Genomic DNA, 16,279 nt, shown 5'->3' with positions numbered 1-16,279 from the left:
CCCCCTTTCATGTGGCGGCAGTGACGGAAATCCGATCCATACAAGGGGAAAGCTATGTCGTCGACCTGGAACGCCGCACGCGCCGCGGCGCATGCAGCAGCCTGTCCGGGGGCCCGGCCATGAAGATCTTCAGCGCCGGCCTGGGCACCGAAACCAACACCTTCGCGCCCATGCCCACCAGCCTCGCCTCCTTCCAGGACCGCGACTACTACCCGGCGGGTACGCATCCGGACACGGTGACCTTCGCCGGCGCGCCGCTATTCGTGGCGCGCCAGCGCGGCCGCGAAGCCGGCTGGACGCTGGCCGAAGGCCTGGTGACGTCCGCGCAGCCGGGCGGCACGACCACCCGCGCCGCCTATGAGACGCTGCGCGACCAGATCCTGGCCGACCTGCGCGCGGCCATGCCGGTGGACATGGTCTTGCTGGGCCTGCACGGCGCCATGGTGGCCGACGGCTACGACGACTGCGAGGGCGACATCCTGCGCCGCGTGCGCGAGATCGTCGGACCCGATGTGGTGGTGGGCGCAGAACTGGACCCGCACGCGCACCTGACGCCGCTGATGGTGGAACAGGCCACGGTGCTGGTGCTGTTCAAGGAATATCCCCACACCGACATCCGCGAACGCGCGGAAGACCTGCTGGCCTTGTGCCTGGACGCGCAGGCCGGCCGCACGCGGCCCGTCGCGGCATTGATCGACTGCGAAATGATCGTGCCCATGCACACCACGCGCGAACCGGCGCAGGGCTTCGTCAGCCGCATCAAGGCGCTGGAAGGCCGCGACGGCATCCTGTCGATCTCGGCGGCGCAGGGCTTCGCCACCGGCGACGTGCCGGAAATGGGCACCAAGGTGCTGGTCTACGCCGATGGCGATGCCGCGCTTGCGCAAACGCTGGCGCGCCGCCTGGCCGATGAGCTCATCGGCATGCGCGAACAGCTCATGGTGCCCTACCGCAGCGTGGACCAGGCGCTGGATGAAGCCTTGGCCTTCGGCGACGGTCCGGTGGTGCTGGCCGACCGGCCCGACAATCCCGGCAGCGGCGCGCCCGGCGACGCCACATTTGTCCTGAGCCGCATGCTGGAACGAGGCGTGACGAACGCGGCGCTAGGCCCCATGTGGGATCCGGTGTCGGCGCGCATCGCCTTCGACGCCGGCCCCGGCGCGGAGCTGGACCTGCGCATCGGCGGCAAGGTCGGCCCGCTGTCCGGCGATCCGCTGGACCTGCGCTGCACGGTCAAGGCCATCCAGGCCGACCTGATCATGACGGGCCTGTCCGGCGCGCCGGCGGCCATGGGCGACTGCGCCCTGGTCGAGACCCAGGGCATCGAGATCGTGCTGACCTCGCTGCGCAACCAGGCCATCAACATGGACCTGTTCACGCAGCTGGGCTGCGATCTTTCTTCCAGGAAGATCGTGGTGGTCAAGTCGGCCCAGCATTTCCATGCCTCGTTCTCCAAGGTCGCGCGCCACATCATCTATGTCGGCGGCAAAGGCGTCGCCACGCCCGACTGGAAGACGCTCACGTACCGCAATATCCGGCTGCCCAAGTGGCCGCTGTAAGACCCTGCCGGCGCGTGGACGCCGGCGCATCCACCAACAAGATGGGAGCCTAGCGCGATGAAAAAACGCCTGCTTTGCCTGTTCTCGACGGCCACGCTCGGCCTGGCCTTCACCCTTGGCGCCGCGCCGGCGCACGCGCAGCAGGCCAAGACCCTGCGCATCGTGCCGCACGCCGACCTGAAGGTGCTGGACCCGACCTTCACCACCGCCTACATCACGCGCAACTTCGGCTACATGGTGTACGACACGCTGTTCGCGATGGACTCGCACAGCAAGCCGCAGCCGCAGATGGTAGAGAAATACTCGGCCAGCGACGACAAGAAGACCTGGACCTTCACGCTGCTGCCCGGCCTGAAGTTCAGCGACGGCCAGGCGCTGACCACCGCCGACGTGATCGCGTCCCTGCAGCGCTGGTCCGCGCGCGACAACATCGGCCAGGCCATCACGCGCGCCGGCGGCAAGTGGGAAGCGGTGGACGCCAGCACCTTCAAGCTGACGCTGGACCAGCCGTTCGACCTGGTGCTCGAAGGCCTGGCGAAGGTGTCCAGCTATCCCGCGTTCATCCTGCCCCAGCGCCTGGCCTCGCAGCCGGCCGACCGCCCGCTGACCGAGGTCGTAGGCTCCGGCCCCTACCTCTTCAAGCGCGCAGAATGGGTGCCCGGCAGCAAGATCGTGTTCGAGCAGAACCCGAACTACGTCGGCCCCAAGGCCCAGGCCGACGGCCTGGCCGGCAACAAGACCCCGCACATCCCGCGCGTGGAATGGCGCGTGCTTCCCGATTCCAATAGCGCCACCGCCGCGCTGACCAACGGCGAAGTCGATATGATCGAACAAGCGCCGGCGGACTACATCGACGCCTTGCGCGGCAACAAGAACGTCAAGATCGGCGTGATGGAGCGCGCCCAGGGCTACATCATCCTGAACCAGTCCATGCCGCCGTTCAACAACGAGAAGGCGCGCCAGGCCGTGGCCCACCTGGTGGACCAGGACAAGTTCACCGCCGCCATGGGCTACCCGGACGACCTGCGCATGAAGTATTGCGCCACGGTCTTCATCTGCGGCGGCCCCAACGACACCACCGCCGGCGCGGCGCCCTATGCCAAGCCCGATCCCGCGCTGGCCAAGAAGCTGCTGGCCGAAGCCGGATACAAGGGCGAGAAGATTGCGATCCTGCTTCCCACCGACCTGGCCTACCTGAACTCCGCCACGCTGGTCGCCATCCAGGCGCTGCAGGACATCGGCGTCAACCTCGACATCCAGTCCATGGACTGGGCCACGCTGACCGCCCGCCGCGCCCGCAAGGAATCCATCGACAAGGGCGGCTGGAACATCTTCCTGTCGGCCGCCTCCGAATTCAACGTCGACTCGCCCATCAGCAACACCTACCTGGGCGCGGTGTGCGGCAACAGCCTGCCCGGCTGGCCCTGCGACAAGAAGCTGGACGAACTGCGCGCCCAGTGGATCGCGGCCACCAGTTCGGATGAGCGCAAGCGCGTCCTCGACCTGTTCCAGGAGCGCGCCTATGAGGCTTTCCCCGCAATCTCGGTGGGCCAGTATTCGCGGGCATTCGCTTCGCACAACAGCCTGAAGAACGCGGAGAAGATCTGGAGCCTGCCGAACCTGTGGGTGCTGGACAAGTAGTCCGCAACCAGCCTAATCGATACGCGAGACAACCATGGGTTACATCATCCGGCGAGTGCTAGCCATCGTGCCTGTCATGGCAGTGGTGGCGGTGATCGTCTTCCTGCTGATCCACCTGTCGCCGGGAGATCCGGCGGCGCTCATCGCCGGAGATTTCGCCTCCGCCGACGACATCGCCAAGCTGCGCGTGGCGCTGGGCCTGGACGAGCCGCTGTGGCGGCAGTTCGGGCTGTGGGCGGGCAAACTGCTGCAAGGCGACCTGGGCACGTCCATCTTCACCCACGTGCCCGTGACGCAGCTGCTGGCGCAGCGGGTGGAACCCACCTTGTCCATTGCCGCGCTCACGATGCTGGTTTCCATCGTCGTGGCCGTGCCGCTGGGCGTGCTGGCCGCCTACCGCGCCGGCACCTGGGTCGACCGCCTGGTGATGCTGTTCGCCGTGCTGGCGTTTTCAGTGCCGGTGTTCCTGGTCGGCTACCTGCTGATCTACGGCTTCGCCATCAAGCTGCAATGGCTGCCGGTGCAGGGCTATGTCAGCCTGTCCGAGGGCGTGGGGCCCTGGCTGCGCAACCTGACCCTGCCCTGTATCAACCTGGCGCTGGTGTACATCGCGCTGATCACCCGCATGACCCGTGCAACCGTGGTGGAGGTGCTGCACGAGGACTACATCCGCACGGCGCGCGCCAAGGGCCTGGCGGTGCTGCCGGTGCTGGAGCACGCACTGCGCAATGCCGCCATCCCCATCGCCACCACGGTGGGCGTGGGCATCGCGCTGCTGATCGGCGGCGTGGTCGTGACCGAGACGGTGTTCGCCATTCCCGGCATCGGCCGCCTGGTCATCGACGCCGTCCAGCACCACGACTATCCGGTGATCCAGAGCGTGCTGCTGCTATCGGCGGGCACCTACGTGCTGATCAATCTGCTGATCGACCTCAGCTACCGGCTGTTCGATCCTCGCATCCGTTACTGAGCCGCCGCAGGGAAGAATCATGTCAGAAAGCTCTATTTCCACCAGCCCGCCCGTGGTGCTGCACGAGGCGCTGAGCGCCAGCGGCCGCCGCTGGCGCTGGATACGCAAGCACCCCACCTTGATCCTGGGCCTGGCGCTGTTGCTGATCGTGGCGACGCTGGCAGCCGCCGCGCCCTGGATCGCCACGCACAACCCCATCAACATCAATCCGCTGCAACGCATGAAGCCGCCGTCGGCCGAGCATTACTTCGGCACCGACGCGCTGGGCCGAGACGTATTCAGCCGCGTGGTCTGGGGCGGCCGCGTGTCGCTCGTCGTCGCCATCGTGGTGGCGCTGATCGCCACGGCGGTCGGCGTGGTGCTGGGCCTGCTGGCGGGCTTCGTGCGCTGGGCCGACGCCATCATCATGCGCATCATGGACGGCATGATGGCCATCCCCGACATCCTGCTGGCCATCGCCTTGATGGCAGTGATCCGCGCCAGCCTGACCACGGTGATCATCGCCATCGCGATCCCGCAGGTGCCGCGCGTGGTGCGCCTGGTGCGGTCCCTGGCGTTGACGCTGCGCGAACAGCTCTACGTCGAGGCCGCCCACGCCATAGGCACGCGCCTGCCGGTGATCCTGCGCCGCCACGTGCTGCCCAACATGGTGACGCCGCTGGTGGTGCAGGCCACGTTCATCGCCGCCACCGCGGTGCTGACCGAGGCGGTGCTGTCGTTCCTGGGCGTAGGCGTGCCGGCCCAGGTGCCCAGCTGGGGCAACATGATGGCCGACGCCCGCAACTACGTGGCGGTGGCGTTCTACACCATCCTGTACCCAGGCATCCTGCTGGCCATCACCGTGCTGGCGATCAACCTGATGGGCGACGGCCTGCGCGACGCGCTCGACCCCCGCCTGGCCAATCAACGCTAAGACCTGGGAGCACGCCATGGCTATATCCCCCGCCGCCGTCGCCCCGGGCGACGTGCTGCTCGAAGTCGACAACCTGCGCACCTACTTCGATACCGTGTCCGGCACCGTGCGTTCGGTGGACGGCGTGTCCTACCAGGTGCGGGCTGGCCGCACGCTGGGCGTGGTCGGCGAGTCCGGCTGCGGCAAGAGCGTCACCGCGCTGTCCATCCTGCGGCTGATCCCGACGCCGCCCGGGCGCTATGCCGGCGGCCAGATCCGCTATCGCGGCACCGACCTGCTGGGCCTGACCGAAAAACAGATGCGCCAGATCCGCGGCAACCGGATCTCGATGATCTTCCAGGAGCCGATGACCTCGTTGAACCCCGTGCTGACGGTGGGCCGGCAGATCGCGGAAACGGTCATGCTGCACCAGAAGCTCGGCCGCCGCGAGGCCTACCGCCGCGCCGAGGAAATGCTGCGCCTGGTGCAGATCGCCGAACCCGAACGGCGCGTGCACGAGTATCCGTACCAGCTGTCCGGCGGCATGCGGCAGCGCGTGATGATCGCGCTGGCCCTGGCCTGTAATCCCGAGGTGCTGATCGCCGACGAGCCGACCACGGCGCTGGACGTGACCATCCAGGCGCAGATCGTGGACCTGCTGCGCAGCCTGCAGCAAAGCCTGGGCATGGGCATCGTGCTGATCACCCACGACCTGGGCGTGGTGGCCGAATGCTGTGATCGCGTGGCGGTGATGTACGCCGGCCGCAAGGTGGAAGAAGCGCCCGTCACCGAGCTGTTCGACCGCCCCTTGCACCCGTACACGCGAGCGCTGATGGCATCGATGCCCTCGATGAACACCTCGACGCAGCGGCTGGCCGAGATCCCTGGCATGGTGCCCGCGCCCAGCGAGCTGGGCAAGGGCTGCAGCTTCGCGCCGCGCTGCGCCTACGCCACCGAACGTTGCCGCACCGAAGCGCCGCAACTGATGGAACATGGCAGCGACCACGTGGTGGCCTGTCACGAAGCGGTGCGCGTCGCCGCGCAACCTGCCCCGCAGGCGGCCGCTTCCGCGACGCCTGGCGCCGCCCTCACTGGAGTCCAAGCATGAGCGCCCGCAACCAGCCCGCCGCCCCGGCCACGCCCTTGCTGGAAGTGCGCGACCTGAAAATGCACTACCCCGGCGCGGGCGGCTGGTTCAAGCCGCGCCGCAAGGTCATCCAGGCCGTGGACGGCGTGTCCTTTTCCGTGGCCAAGGGCGAGACCCTGGCCTTGGTGGGCGAATCCGGCTGCGGCAAGACCACCACCGGAAAATCCGTGCTGCGCCTGATCCAGCCGACCTCGGGATCCGTGCGGCTGGAAGGCGAGGAAATCCTGGCGCTGTCGGCCGAGCAGATGCGCAGCCGCCGGCGCGACATGCAGATCATCTTCCAGGACCCGTACGCGTCGCTGAATCCCCGGCTGACGGCAGGCGACATCGTCGGCGAACCGCTGCAGAACTTCCCGGCCTCGGGCGGCCGCGCCCGCGCCGACGAGATCGCCTGGCTGTTCTCCAAGGTGGGCCTGCGTCCGGAGGCGATGAAGAAGTTCCCCCATGAGTTCTCCGGCGGCCAGCGGCAGCGCCTGGGCATCGCGCGCGCGCTGGCCCTGCGGCCCAAGCTGATCGTGTGCGACGAGCCCGTGTCCGCGCTGGACGTGTCGGTGCAGGCGCAGGTGATCAACCTGCTGATGGACCTGCAGGAAGAAATGGGCATCGCCTACCTGTTCGTGGCGCATGACCTGGCGGTAGTGCGCCACATCAGCCATCGGGTCGCGGTGATGTACCTGGGCCGCATCGTCGAGGTCGCCGACCGCGACACGCTGTTCTCGCGTCCGCTGCATCCCTACACCGAGATCCTGCTGTCCGCGGTGCCGGTTCCGGATCCGCACAAGCCCGCGCAGCGCAAGCTGCTGCAAGGCGATCCGCCCAGCCCGGCAAATCCGCCCAGCGGCTGCCGCTTCCACACGCGCTGCCCGCTGGCGCAGCCCCTGTGCAAAGAGAAGCAGCCTGCCCTGACCCAGCGGCCTGACGGCTCGGACGCCGGGCAGCACTGGATGGCGTGCCACTTCCGATGAGCGCGCCGCGCCTGCTGGCGGGTCCCCTGCCTGGCCTCGACCCGGTCTTTGGCCGCGGCATTGCCGAGCTGCGGGCGGCCATGGCGGCAGGCTCGCTCAGCGCCATGGACCTGGTGCGCGCCTACCTGGCGCGCATCGCGGCGCACGACCAGGCCGGGCCTGCGCTCAACGCGGTCATCGCGCTGAACAGCCAGGCGCTGGCCGAGGCCGCCGATCGGGATAGGGAAAGGCAGCTCGGGGCGGCGCTGGGACCGTTGCATGGCGTTCCCCTTCTGCTCAAGGACAACATCGATGCCGCGGGCATGCCCGCCACCGCGGGCTCGCTCGCGCTGGCCGCACGCCGGCCGCGGCGCGATGCCGAGGTCGTGCGTCGGCTGCGCGAAGCCGGCGCCGTCGTGCTGGGCAAGACCACGCTGCACGAACTGGCCTGCGGCATCACCAACGTTTCTTCACTATCCGGCCGCACGCGCAACGCCTACGACGCCGCGCGCGTGCCTGGCGGATCCAGCGGCGGCAGCGCCGTCGCCGTGGCGTCCAGCTTCGCGGCGGCCGCAATAGGCACCGACACCAGCGGTTCGATCCGCATCCCCGCAGCCTTCAACCAGGTATGGGGCCTGCGCCCCACGGCCGGACGCTACAGCAACGCCGGCGTGGTGCCGCTGTCGCCGACGCTGGACACGGTCGGCCCCATGACCCGCAGCCATGCGGATCTCGCAATCCTGTGGTCGGTGATGGCAGCCTGGGATGGCCGGCACGGCGGCAGCCGCGGCGCAAGCCCGGGCTGGCGCGTAGGCACGCTGGACGCGTTCTTCGGTTCCGCCCCCGCGGAACTGGAAGTCTCCCGGCATGCCCGGGCGGTTCTCGCCCGCTGGAAAGCCGACGGCGCGCATGTCCAGCCCGTCGCACTGGCTCTGGAAGACGCGCGCCTGACGGCCGCCAACGTCACCGGCCATGAATTCCGCGATGCATTGGCGCGCTGCCTGTGCGACGCCGGGCTGCCCGTGCGCAACCTGGCGGACATCCTGGACGGCGGCTATCCCCACCCCGAAGTCGCGCCCTTGCTGCGCGAGCGCGATGCGCTGCGCGATCCCGACGGTAGCGGCCGCTTGGCGGTTCTGGCACGGGCCCAGACGCTGCGCGACGAGGTGTTGGCGGCCATGGAGCATGGCCAGCTGGACCTGCTGGCCTATCCCAGCGTGCGCGGCGCGCCGGTACTGCTGGGCCAAGCGCAACGCGGCGGCAATGGCCTGCTTGCCGCGGTGACCGGATTGCCGGCCTTGAGCGTGCCCATCGGTTTCACGGAGAGCGGCATACCCGTCGGCCTGGAACTGCTGGGCCGCGCGGACAGCGAGCGCCTGCTGTTGCAGGCAGCGCAGCGCTTCGGGATAGAGGGATCTGTCGCGGCATAGGAAAAGGCGCGGCGCATTTGCAGGAGAAGCGCCGCCGTCATTTTAGATTTCCTAAACTCAACATCGAGAAATGATCGCTGTACTCGCTCTGGCGAGGAATGGAGAATTTCAGGATCGCAGCGGATCCTGAAAATTTAGCCAACCTCAAATGAGCAAGCGCATGCTGAACCTATACACCGACAGTTCTCCGAACGGCTACAAGGCCACGATCGCCCTCGAGGAACTGGAACTGCCGTACCGCCTGCATCACGTGCGCATCGCGCAGGGCGAACATCGCCTGCCGGACTTCCTGGCGCTGAACCCGCATGGCCGCATCCCCGCCCTGACCGACGAAGACACCGGCGTCACGCTGTTCGAGTCGGCGGCCATACTGCTTTATCTCGCGGAAAAAACCGGAAAGCTACTACCCGCTGACATCCAGGGCCGGTGGGAAGCGATCAAGTGGCTGCAATTCCATTCCAGCAGCGTCGGCCCCATCATCGGGCAGCGCGTGAACTTCGAGGTCTTCGACAAGGCGCGCAACCCTGCCGCGCTGGAACGCTACCAGCGCCTGACCGAGGATGCGCTCGCGGTGCTGGACCGCAGGCTGGCCGAGCATCCCTACCTTGCCGGCGACACGTATTCCATCGCGGACATCGCGCATTTCGGCTGGAGCCACATCGCGCGGATCATCGATTTCGATTTCAGCCATCACCGGCATCTGAGCGCATGGCACGAACGCGTGGCGGCCCGGCCCGCGGTCGCCAAAGGCATCACCCTGCCCGCGCCGGCAACGGGCGCTTGAACGAAACAAGGACAGTCGAAATGGATACCACCCACACTCTCCACGGCGCGACGGGAGCGTCCTACCTCGCCTTTTCCGCGCACCCCGGCTATCGGCGGATGTTCGCGCCAGACCGCCTGACCCTGGGCATCTTCCTGCCGCTGCGCTTTTATGAAGGCAGCATGGCGGTTCTTGCGGGACAGGCGGAACTGGTGCGGCAGATCGACCGGCAGGACTTTGCCGCCATCTGGGTGCGCGACGTTCCCCTGTATTCCCCGTCCTTCGGCGATGCCGGCCAGGTCTTCGATCCGTTCACCTACCTGGCTTTTCTGGCGGCGCAAACAAAGAAAATCGCCTTGGCCACGGGCAGCGCCATTTTTTCCCTGCGCCACCCCATCGACCTGGCCAAGGCGGCGAGCACCATCGACCAATTGTCGGGCGGCCGGCTGGTGCTGGGGGTAGCGTCGGGAGACCGGCCTGTCGAGTTTCCCGCCTATGGGCTGCGGCATGACGAGCGCGGAACGCGTTTCGCCGAGGCGGTTTCGTACTTCCGACAGTTGATGCGCCCAGGACGCCTGGAGATCGATTCGCCGCTGGGACGCTTCAGCAACGCGGAATTCCTGCCCAAGCCCGCCGCGGGCGTCATTCCGCTCATCGTCACCGGTTCGTCGGGGCAGTCTCTGCCGTGGATTGCCGAACACGCCGATGGCTGGCTGACCTATCCCGACGCCACGGATACGTCGATAGGACCAACACGCCTGGGAGCAAAAATCCGCGCCTGGCGCGCCCAGATACCCGACGGCGGCTTCCGGCCGCACATGACCAATGAATGGCTGGACCTGGCCGAAGATCCCGACCATCCCCGCACGCCCTTGCACAATGGCTTCGTGCTGCGCACGGGCAGGAAAGGCTTGATCGCGTTGCTGGAGGAATGGCAGGCGGTCGGCGTCAATCACGCCGCGATCGGGATCCAGTTCTCGCAACGGCCCGCCGCGGAAGTACTGCAGGAACTGACGGAAGAAGTGCTGCCGCATTTTCCCACGCATCAAGGCCCGGCCAACATGCCGGACGCTTGGTAGCTCACGCAAGCCGCTGCGCTATGCTTGACCGTTTTCATCCCGCATCCCGTCATGGCGCAGCCCTCCGCCCGCATACTCGAAGGAACCATTGCCCAGATTCGCCTCGCCGTGCCGCTCCTGCGACACGATGCTTTCCTGCGCATTGGAACAGAAAGCGTGATCGCCGCCGGGCTGGAGGCGCCGCAGATCAACCAGCTGCAGCGCCTGCATCAGCAGGGCATCCCCGTGCGCGTGGGCGTGATGGACGGCGAAGAAGGACTGGCGGTCTACTCCTGGGCCGTTCCAGCGCGCGGAGAGCCCATCCCGCCGCGCTACTACCGGACCCTGAAGCGGCGCGGCTGGCGCGAGGCCGCCATCGGCGGCGCGGTCTGCGCGGCATTCGTGTGGCTGGCGTGGCTGCTCGGCATCGCCAGCCTCACGCGCGTGTTCCTGATGGTCTTCTCGCTGGTCGTCGCCCTGGTGGCGCTGGTGGTGGCGGGCTCGGCCTTGCATGGCCTCTGGCACAACCGCCGCCACCGCCCGCTGATCCTGGCGTGCGAGGCGCTGTTCGATCCCAAGCACAGGCCGGCTGCCGGCACGCCTGCGCCGCCGCCCACGCCGCCGCGCCTGGAGCCGCTATCGACGCAGGACGAGGGCGAGCCGCCCATCGGACATATCCGAGGCCACCTTGCGAGCCTCACGCATGAAATGCGCCAGGTCCACAAAGGGCCGAACTATGGCATCTACCGCTACACGGTCAACGGCGTGGACTACGCGATGATCGCCCAGGAGGCATTCGGCGACGCGCTGCCCTTCCTGGCCGAGGACGACCGCGTCGAATTGGCGGTGCGCACGGCCCCCGCGCACGAAGATGGCCGGCGCGCCGTCTACGCGCTGCGCAATCTGGAAGACGGCCGCTGCTACATGTGCCACCGCTACTACGGCGGCGAGCAAGGCAGGGACACGCCCATCCGCGTGGGCATGAGCCAGCGCGCGCGCCTGCTCAAGCTGATAGGCTGGTTGATGCTGACGGCCTGGTTGTTGGTGGTCGGCCTGCAGTTTTTAGCCGGATCGGACGATGGCTCGCTGCAGGACTTGCCCGAACTGGCGATCTTCCTGCTGGCGGTCTTCTTCATCGTGTGGCTGGGCTTCGCCCTGCCCCTGCTATGGCTGGACACGCGCTGGCGCATGGGCAGGCCCACGCGGCGGCAGCGTTTCACGCAGCGGATCTACGCCATGCTGAATCTGGGTACGCCCTTTGCGCCGTCGCAGCGCATCGAAGACGTGTAGCGCGCGCGTTGGCTTCAGTTGCCCAGCAATTTCACGGTCTGCGGGTTGTAGCCGAAATACGCGCCGCCGCAGCCCGTATGGGCTTGTGCGGCGGCGGGCAAGCCGGTGGCGCGAACGGAGAGTTCTCCGCGCACACGGATCTCCCGGTAGCGCTCGGCTGCCACCGTCTCATCGGGCAGGAAGTACAGGCGCACGCGCAACAGGCCCTTGGCTGGATCAGTCTTGCTCGCCGCGCTGAAGGCCGGGACGTTCACCGTCGCTTCGCGCCAGGACCCAGGCTCTTCCAGCGTCTGCCAACGCACCCGCAAGGGCTGCTCCAGATCGAGCAGCACCGGGCTGCCGCCGCGCGCCGGATCGCAAGGCTGCCGCAACACGCTGCGCGTCGCGTACGAGCCCATGTCGTAGGCCTGGCCGTTGATCTCCACCCGGGCGATGGTCTGTGGCGTCAGGTTCTGCAGGCCGAATATCGCCAACCCGGGCATCCCGGCCGCCTCCATCCGGTCGTTGGTCGTGCCGGCGAAACGCGCAATGCCCGGCGCGACCTCGACGTGATCGGCATAGTGGTAATAGTGATAAACCACCAGCGCCGCCTCGTCCATCGAGGACGCTGAAGGCAGCTTGCCCAGGTCGGGATAGGGCAAACGGTTCAGCGGCACCGACGCGCCTGGCGTTCCGTCCTGGCTGGAATACACGTAGCGCTCCACGCCGTCCTTCAGGCGCGCACCTTCGTAGGGAAAGGCCTCGCTGGCCGCCGGCCCCTGGTTCGGATAGCGGCTGAAACGCGAAAACATGTATTGCTCCACCGACCCGGGCTCCAGGTACGGCGACGCGCCCGAAGACACGCTTCCGCCGCGCCTGTCCGTCCAGATGGTGCGCCCGCTCAGATTGACGTGCGCTTCCTCGATCGCGGGGTGCGACGCCCGGAAGCGGTCCCCCCTGCCCTGTTCGATGGAGTCGCTGACGGGCACGATGGCCAGCGCGAGCACGGTGGGCAGGAACATCAACGCATGGACGCGCCCGGGCACCTGGCCTTTATCGCGCACCATGTAGACGATCCAGCACAGTGCCAGCACCAGGGCCAGAGGCCCGCCGAACAACACGCCATAGCTCAGCAAAGCCTGCGCACCCCAGCCAAGGTTCGGGGTGGACACGAACACGATGCCCAGGAATGCCAGCAATCCCGCCAGCAGGAGGGAGACGATGATGCCAAACAGGTAGTGCCGGATTTGCTTCAAGTGCGCAGTCCTCGCCGGTTGCGGCATCGGCGCCATCCCGGTAGGCATGGCAGCCGACGATCTAGTCTGGCGGCAGGATAACGCTAATTCCAGTTCCTTTCCTGATCAGGAAGCGGGCTTGCAAGCTAGCGAGGCTTGATACCCGCCGCGGAAATCTCCTTGCCCCATACCTCATAGTCGTTTTTGATGCGCTGCTGCAGCTCAGCCGCAGTGGACGACTGTGGCTGCATCCCCATCGACTTCAGGCTCGCCGCGACTGATTCCTGGCCAACCGCTCGTTCCACCGAAGCCTGCAGGCGCTGAATGATCGGCGCGGGTACGCCTGCGGGCGCAACCACGCCATACCAGGAGTTAAGGCCAAATGGTATGCCGAGTTCCCGGAACGTCGGCGCATCGGGAAACATGCTGGCCCGCTCGGGAGATGTCACGGCCAGGATCCGGACAGCCCCCGCCTTCGCCTGCGCGGAGGCCAGCGCCCAGCCCCCAAACGTCGCGTCCAGATCGCCGCCCAACATGCCCATCAGCGCTTCGCTTGATCCCTTGTAGGCGACGTGCTGCATGCTGATGTCGGCATGCCGCTTCATGATCTCGCCGCTGATGTGTCCGGCGCTGCCATCCCCCCAGGAACCGAAATTCATCGTTCCCGGGTTGGCCCGGGCGCGCTGCACCAGCTCCGCATAGGAAGATATGGGAGACTTCGCGGGAACCATCAGCGCGTTGCCGGAAACCGAAATCAGCCCGATCCCTGCAATGTCCTTCAAGGGGTCGAAAAGCTTCTTCACCAGCAGGTGCGGCGACAACGACAAGGCCGCCTGATACGAAACGCCTATCGTGTAGCCATCCGGCTTGGAATTCGCCAGGGCGGCGATGCCTATCAATCCTCCCGCTCCCGCCTTGTTCTCCACGATGACGGGCTGTCGCAGATCGGCGCTCATCTGCTGGGCGACCAGTCTTGCCAGGGTGTCAGGCTCCCCGCCGGCGGGCGATGGGACGATCAACCTGATCGGTTTCGTGGGATAGGCCGCATTGCCCTGCGCCCATGCGGGTAACGTGACGCCGCAAAGTGACGCAAGAACTATCAGTCCTCTGATGTGCTTTTTCATGGTTTGTCTCAAAGATTGTTATGGGTGTACTGCATCTTCCAGAATCATGTCCGCCGCTTTCTCCCCGATGGCGATCGAGGGAGCATTGGTGTTTGCCGATGGCATGGTCGGCATGACCGAGGCATCCGCCACGCGCAGGCAGGAAACGCCCCGCACGCGCAAACGCTCATCCACGACAGATCCGGCATCGGTTCCCATGCGGCAAGAGCCTATGGGGTGATACGAGGTCTGGCCCAGCGAGCCGACATAGTCCAGCCAGGCTTCGTCCGAAGTGCAGTCAGGCCCCGGCCTCGTCTCCCGCACGACGAATTCCGACAGCGCCGGCTGAGCGGCCACCTGGCGCGCGAGCCTCAACGCGCCGAGCGTCGCGCGCACATCGTCGGGATGGTCGAGATAGTTGCCATGGATGACGGGAGACGCGTCGGGATCTTTCGAAGCAATGTGCACCGAGCCTCGCGACTGCGGCCGCAATGCGAAGGTGCCGATGGAGAATCCGGGAAAGTCGTCGAGCACCAGCGTGCCTGCGGTTCTGGCATCCACGCTGGAAAGATAGTGCAACTGCAGCTTGGCGTCGGGCTGCAGGAGACTTGGATCGGTACGGACCAAGGCGTGAGCGACGGCGCTCGCGCTGCTCATCAGCCCGTCTCCGCAGGCGGCCAGGCGCAGGGCCATCAGCGCTTTACGCCACGTGCTGGGCACGATCTGATTGAGAGTACGCGCGTTGCGGCATTCATAGGTCAGGCGCACATGAAGATGATCGCGCAGGCCCTCTCCCACGCTCGGCGCATGATGCTGGACGGGAATCCCCAATCCCGCCAGACGCTGCGAGTCACCTACGCCGGAAAGCTCCAGCAACTGCGGCGATTGCAGCGCGCCCGCCGACAGGATGACTTCCTTGGCGGCCATGAGACGGCCGCGCGCTCCGCCCTTGCTGTACTCGACGCCGCATGCGCGACTGCCTTCGAACAGAATCTTCTCCGCCGACGCGCCCGTAATCACGTGCAATACCCTCCCGCGCGGCAGCGAAGCGAGATACGCGTCGCGGGCGCTGACCCGGAGTCCCCGCCGGGTGTTCATCTGCAGGTAGCCGACGCCCTCGTAGTGCGAGCCGTTGTAGTCGGCGTTGGCCGGAATGCCAGCCTGCACGCAGGCGGCCACGAATGCATCCATGAGCGGCTGGCGCGGACCATATTCACTCACGACAACCGGCCCTTGTCGGCCGCGGCTGGCGGAATCTCCCGCCGGAAAACTCTCGACTCGCCGCAAGTAGGTCTTGAAGGACTGGTTGTCCCAGCCAGACAGGCCATACTCATCGCGCCAGCGGTCGTATTCCAGGGGATCGCCATGCACCCAGATCATGCCGTTGACGGTGGACGAGCCGCCCAGCACGCGTCCTCGCGGCCAATAGATCGGACGATGCTTGAGACGGGCTTCAGGTTGCGTGTAGAACTTCCTCACGACACGTTCGTCGCGGATCAGATAAGCGACCCCCGCGGGCACCCTGGTCCAGATGCTCCGGTCGGCCCGGCCGGCCTCCAGCAACACGACGCTGTGTTTGCCCGACCTGGCCAGTCCAGCCGCGACGGCGCAACCCGCCGACCCGCCGCCGATCACCACATAATCCACGATTTCGGGCGAGTTCATTGCGCCGTTCCCAGCGCGCGCATCAATCGCTGCGCTTCCATTCCCATACGCGCGAAACGTGCATCGCCTTGTTCCGGCTGCGCAATTTGCGGACCGAATCGAGCCGGGGTCGGTTCAATTTCAAGCTCGATCAGCGCGGGCGCCGGCGCGGCAAGCCATGTGCCTATGCCGGCACGGAACTCCTCGGCCAGCGTGAACCGGACTGCGCCCGCGTAGCCAGAGGCCAGCGCCGCTGCGCTGAAATCGATCCGTCCGTCTCCCGCCACCGCCAGGTTCGCGCCGCCATTGAACTGCACGCCATTGGCGAACACGAAATGGTAGAAATTCGACGGGCGCATGCCTGCCACTGTGGCAAGTACGCCCAGTTCCATCAGCAGGCTGGCATCACCGTCCAGAATGATGACTTTGCGCTCCGGAAAGGAGAGCGCCAAGCCCAGCCCGAGTCCGGCCGCGCCCCCCATCAACGGAACCGATGAAAGGCCGAAGACATGGTCGGGGGCAATCTGGTCCATGCTGTGCATGGCGGACATCGTGCTGATCACGATGGCGTCAGCCCTGGCTTCTTGAATGATCTTGCAAGCGTCTTGCGTCGAAATGCTCATG

The 16,279-nt window shown here is 66.7% G+C and carries 14 protein-coding genes; 10 read left to right on the top strand and 4 right to left on the bottom strand.

What is annotated here, in order from left to right:
• The first annotated feature begins 119 nt into the window (after nt 1-119).
• The 10 genes from BRO63_RS27175 to BRO63_RS27130 all read left to right on the top strand — a co-directional run bounded on the left by BRO63_RS27175 (nt 120) and on the right by BRO63_RS27130 (nt 11,694).
• The gene (locus BRO63_RS27175) at nt 120-1,559 is read left to right on the top strand and encodes a M81 family metallopeptidase (RefSeq protein ID WP_088142808.1); all 1,440 of its coding nucleotides are present in this window, start codon (nt 120-122) and stop codon (nt 1,557-1,559) included.
• 57 nt (nt 1,560-1,616) lie between these two features.
• The gene (locus tag BRO63_RS27170) at nt 1,617-3,200 is read left to right on the top strand and encodes an ABC transporter substrate-binding protein (RefSeq protein ID WP_088142750.1); all 1,584 of its coding nucleotides are present in this window, start codon (nt 1,617-1,619) and stop codon (nt 3,198-3,200) included.
• Nucleotides 3,201-3,234: 34 nt separating this feature from the next.
• Nucleotides 3,235-4,170: an ABC transporter permease gene (locus tag BRO63_RS27165; RefSeq protein WP_088142749.1), complete on the top strand. Its 936-nt coding sequence runs from the start codon at nt 3,235-3,237 to the stop codon at nt 4,168-4,170.
• A gap of 19 nt (nt 4,171-4,189) precedes the next feature.
• On the top strand, nt 4,190-5,083 hold the full coding sequence (locus tag BRO63_RS27160) for an ABC transporter permease (protein ID WP_088142748.1): 894 nt from the start codon (nt 4,190-4,192) through the stop codon (nt 5,081-5,083).
• Between the two features lie 16 nt (nt 5,084-5,099).
• Nucleotides 5,100-6,170, top strand: a complete 1,071-nt coding sequence (locus tag BRO63_RS27155; protein WP_256943415.1) for an ABC transporter ATP-binding protein — start codon at nt 5,100-5,102, stop codon at nt 6,168-6,170.
• Nucleotides 6,167-7,174, top strand: a complete 1,008-nt coding sequence (locus BRO63_RS27150) for an ABC transporter ATP-binding protein (RefSeq protein WP_088142747.1) — start codon at nt 6,167-6,169, stop codon at nt 7,172-7,174. Before BRO63_RS27155 ends, BRO63_RS27150 begins: the two co-directional genes overlap by 4 nt.
• Nucleotides 7,171-8,583: an amidase gene (locus BRO63_RS27145; protein ID WP_088142746.1), complete on the top strand. Its 1,413-nt coding sequence runs from the start codon at nt 7,171-7,173 to the stop codon at nt 8,581-8,583. The genes BRO63_RS27150 and BRO63_RS27145 overlap by 4 nt, the downstream gene beginning before the upstream one ends.
• A 160-nt stretch (nt 8,584-8,743) precedes the next feature.
• The gene (locus BRO63_RS27140; protein ID WP_088142807.1) at nt 8,744-9,367 is read left to right on the top strand and encodes a glutathione S-transferase family protein; all 624 of its coding nucleotides are present in this window, start codon (nt 8,744-8,746) and stop codon (nt 9,365-9,367) included.
• A gap of 98 nt (nt 9,368-9,465) precedes the next feature.
• Nucleotides 9,466-10,425, top strand: a complete 960-nt coding sequence (locus tag BRO63_RS27135; RefSeq protein ID WP_373557802.1) for an LLM class oxidoreductase — start codon at nt 9,466-9,468, stop codon at nt 10,423-10,425.
• A 51-nt stretch (nt 10,426-10,476) separates the two neighbouring features.
• Complete coding sequence (locus tag BRO63_RS27130; RefSeq protein ID WP_088142806.1) at nt 10,477-11,694, top strand: hypothetical protein; 1,218 nt, start codon at nt 10,477-10,479, stop codon at nt 11,692-11,694.
• Between the two features lie 14 nt (nt 11,695-11,708).
• On the opposite strand, the gene BRO63_RS27125 is transcribed toward BRO63_RS27130, so the two are convergent.
• The 4 genes from BRO63_RS27125 to BRO63_RS27110 all read right to left on the bottom strand — a co-directional run bounded on the left by BRO63_RS27125 (nt 11,709) and on the right by BRO63_RS27110 (nt 16,278).
• Nucleotides 11,709-12,929, bottom strand: a complete 1,221-nt coding sequence (locus BRO63_RS27125) for a hypothetical protein (RefSeq protein WP_088142744.1) — start codon at nt 12,927-12,929, stop codon at nt 11,709-11,711.
• A 125-nt stretch (nt 12,930-13,054) separates the two neighbouring features.
• Nucleotides 13,055-14,032 (bottom strand): Bug family tripartite tricarboxylate transporter substrate binding protein, encoded by a 978-nt coding sequence (locus tag BRO63_RS27120; RefSeq protein WP_088142743.1) that lies wholly within the window; start codon nt 14,030-14,032, stop codon nt 13,055-13,057.
• Between the two features lie 18 nt (nt 14,033-14,050).
• On the bottom strand, nt 14,051-15,676 hold the full coding sequence (locus BRO63_RS27115) for a GMC family oxidoreductase (protein ID WP_088142742.1): 1,626 nt from the start codon (nt 15,674-15,676) through the stop codon (nt 14,051-14,053).
• On the bottom strand, nt 15,673-16,278 hold the full coding sequence (locus tag BRO63_RS27110; protein ID WP_088142741.1) for a thiamine pyrophosphate-dependent enzyme: 606 nt from the start codon (nt 16,276-16,278) through the stop codon (nt 15,673-15,675). The genes BRO63_RS27115 and BRO63_RS27110 overlap by 4 nt, the downstream gene beginning before the upstream one ends.
• Nucleotide 16,279 lies beyond the last annotated feature (1 nt).

The organism is Achromobacter xylosoxidans (assembly GCF_002192695.1).
Classification (GTDB): Bacteria; Pseudomonadota; Gammaproteobacteria; order Burkholderiales; family Burkholderiaceae_B; genus Achromobacter; species Achromobacter xylosoxidans_C.
Note: the sequence above shows the minus strand (reverse complement) of the source record. Positions and strands in the feature narration are given on the sequence as shown.